This is a genomic window from Psychromonas aquimarina ATCC BAA-1526 (genome assembly GCF_000428725.1).
GTDB classification, from domain to species: Bacteria; Pseudomonadota; Gammaproteobacteria; order Enterobacterales; family Psychromonadaceae; genus Psychromonas; species Psychromonas aquimarina.
Genome location: NZ_AUAM01000121.1, coordinates 1 through 2,060, shown reverse-complemented (window position 1 = coordinate 2,060; position 2,060 = coordinate 1). Strand labels below are relative to the sequence as shown.

The 2,060-nt window shown below is 39.8% G+C and carries 2 protein-coding genes and 1 pseudogene; 2 read left to right on the top strand and 1 reads right to left on the bottom strand.

Going from position 1 to position 2,060, the window contains the following annotated elements:
- Positions 1–99 precede the first annotated feature (99 nt).
- Together G337_RS0119175 and G337_RS27930 are read left to right on the top strand one after the other, a co-directional pair.
- Entirely contained in the window at positions 100–525 is a 426-nt protein-coding gene (locus tag G337_RS0119175) for a hypothetical protein (protein WP_028865291.1), read from the top strand.
- 537 nt (positions 526–1,062) lie between these two features.
- The gene (locus G337_RS27930) at positions 1,063–1,566 is read left to right on the top strand and encodes a hypothetical protein (RefSeq protein ID WP_051303421.1); all 504 of its coding nucleotides are present in this window, start codon (positions 1,063–1,065) and stop codon (positions 1,564–1,566) included.
- 200 nt (positions 1,567–1,766) lie between these two features.
- Here G337_RS27930 and G337_RS28975 read toward each other — a convergent pair.
- Positions 1,767–2,060 (bottom strand): annotated as a pseudogene (locus G337_RS28975) (hypothetical protein); the annotation flags it as partial.

The window sequence follows — 2,060 nt, the reverse complement described above, 5'->3', positions numbered from 1 at the left end:
CGATGGCACTGCAGTCTGAATGGGCGCTGGTGCAGTACGGTGTTATTACCGCTACCTTTGTCGGCTTCGCTAAATTCTATATGGAAACAGGAGGCCAATATGCCAATCGCAATGCTTCTTAATTTATTCACCGGCAAAGCCAAAAAGCCGTTACTAATAGCGCTGGCCGTTGTCGTTGTTCTATTAACATTAACGGCAGGTTACTTCTATGCAAAACAGCTGGGCTATGAAAACGGTTATAGCGCGGCTGAGCACCAATTCTTAAAAGAGAAGGACCAGGCGGTGGCTGATGCGGTAAAAGCCATCAAAGACAAAAACCAACGTAATCAACAAATCGCTGAAACCTACTGGAAAAACGAACTGGCCAAGAAACCCAAAATACAAACCATTGAGAAAAGGATTATTGAATATGTGCAAGCTCAAGACCCTGATGATACTCACTGCCAGCTTGATGATAATGAGCTGTTCATCCTTCAAGACCTCGTATCCATTACCAACACAAACACTGCCGAAAACGACCATTGAGCAGGCATTAATTCAGCCATGCACTGAACTGCCAACGCCCACGGCAAAAACCAATAGCGGGCACCTGTTATGGAAGAAAAATATGATCTTGTTATATGGAGAATGTCGGGCAAGGCATAACGCACTGGTTGAGGTGGTAGGAAAAAATGGCTGAGTAGCCCATTTTATCAGAGACCGTAAGTAAATATTCAAAGCAGGGAAGGTTTTAATTAGGAAAATATCTATCTTATTTTAGGGGGATATATGGGAACTGTTTAGGCTCGCATTTTTGATGAAAAGTGTGCGTGATAAGCGAGTGTCTTTATGTGAGTTTTGGTATCTAATGTGGTTTGTGTTTGATCTTTAATTTACATTGTTGACATAAAGTATAAATCAGGTAGTCTTCTCTCGGTTTTAAATAAAGCAAATGCAATATAATAATCTTTTGTATTTCAGTGTTGTGTGTAGCTTGGCGCAAGTGAGATATTTGTGCGCTTACATAGTTAGCCAATTGCAAAATACAATTAAATGACAATGACACTAAAGGAGTAATGCGTCATGAGTAGCAGTAATTACATAACAAAAAAGATAGTCTTATGTTTATATGCCTCAATATTAATGTTTAGTTCGAACATGGTTCAAGCTGTAGAATTTGACATATCTTGGAAGGGAGCTTCAGGGTACTCTATGAAAGGGTATTTCAGTTATGATGACTCCCTGATTGGCACTGGTGCAATCGGGGCGGCTCATCTGGATACGTTCTATATCGATGTTTTACATAATGGCCTATCAATTGGGACATGGGACTTCGTTTTAGACGGTTTAAATAGAACTGCATTTGTTTTTAATTTCGATACCAACACTGAAAAGTTTAATCTTGGTGGTAAAGTGTTTAGCTCCAAGGGACAGTATTGGAATATGGCTGGTACAAAATGTAATGGTGCTGGCTTCCAAAGTAGTCCATCATTTCAACTAGTTTGCGCTAATGGTGCTTGGATTACTGACTCACTTACACGTGTAAGTGAGTCCGCATTAGTGGCAACAAGAACAATTACGCCATAGTCAGGTATTATAATTCTGATACTGTTTGCTGTGAGCTTAATAGTACTGAAAAGCAAACCCAATTTTAGAATTCAGTTGTCAAGATAAATAATATATAAGGCATTAAAATTGGGATAGTAATAGTTGGCTATGTTTTGCTTCGTTGCACATTTAGTCAACTATTTTATTTTTTAAATATTCGCTTCCAAAGCCCCTCCTTTTTAAAAGCTCGTTTCCAATACCTCATACTCCTTCATTTTAAGTACTTCAAAACCCGCAAAATCATTCAGCTCTAATAAGATTTCACCGATCGGTTTGATCTCGTTTTTATGGAACAGTTTATCAACTTTGTTGAGGTCACCGACCGGGTTGAAGCCTTCGCGAACGATGCTCATTAAATCCAGTGGAATGCGGTGGGCGGAAAGAATATCGCCGGTGGTGACGTTTTTCATTTTGCTGAATTCGTCTTTTGCATCGAGCTGGCCGACGGGAATAAGCTCCGGTTTTTCTTTGTC

What these genes read in the sequence shown, in the direction of transcription:
- G337_RS0119175 (WP_028865291.1), top strand. Translation starts at nt 100, where the DNA reads ATGCCAATCGCAATGCTTCTTAATTTATTCACCGGCAAAGCCAAAAAG.
- G337_RS27930 (WP_051303421.1), top strand. Translation starts at nt 1,063, where the DNA reads ATGAGTAGCAGTAATTACATAACAAAAAAGATAGTCTTATGTTTATAT.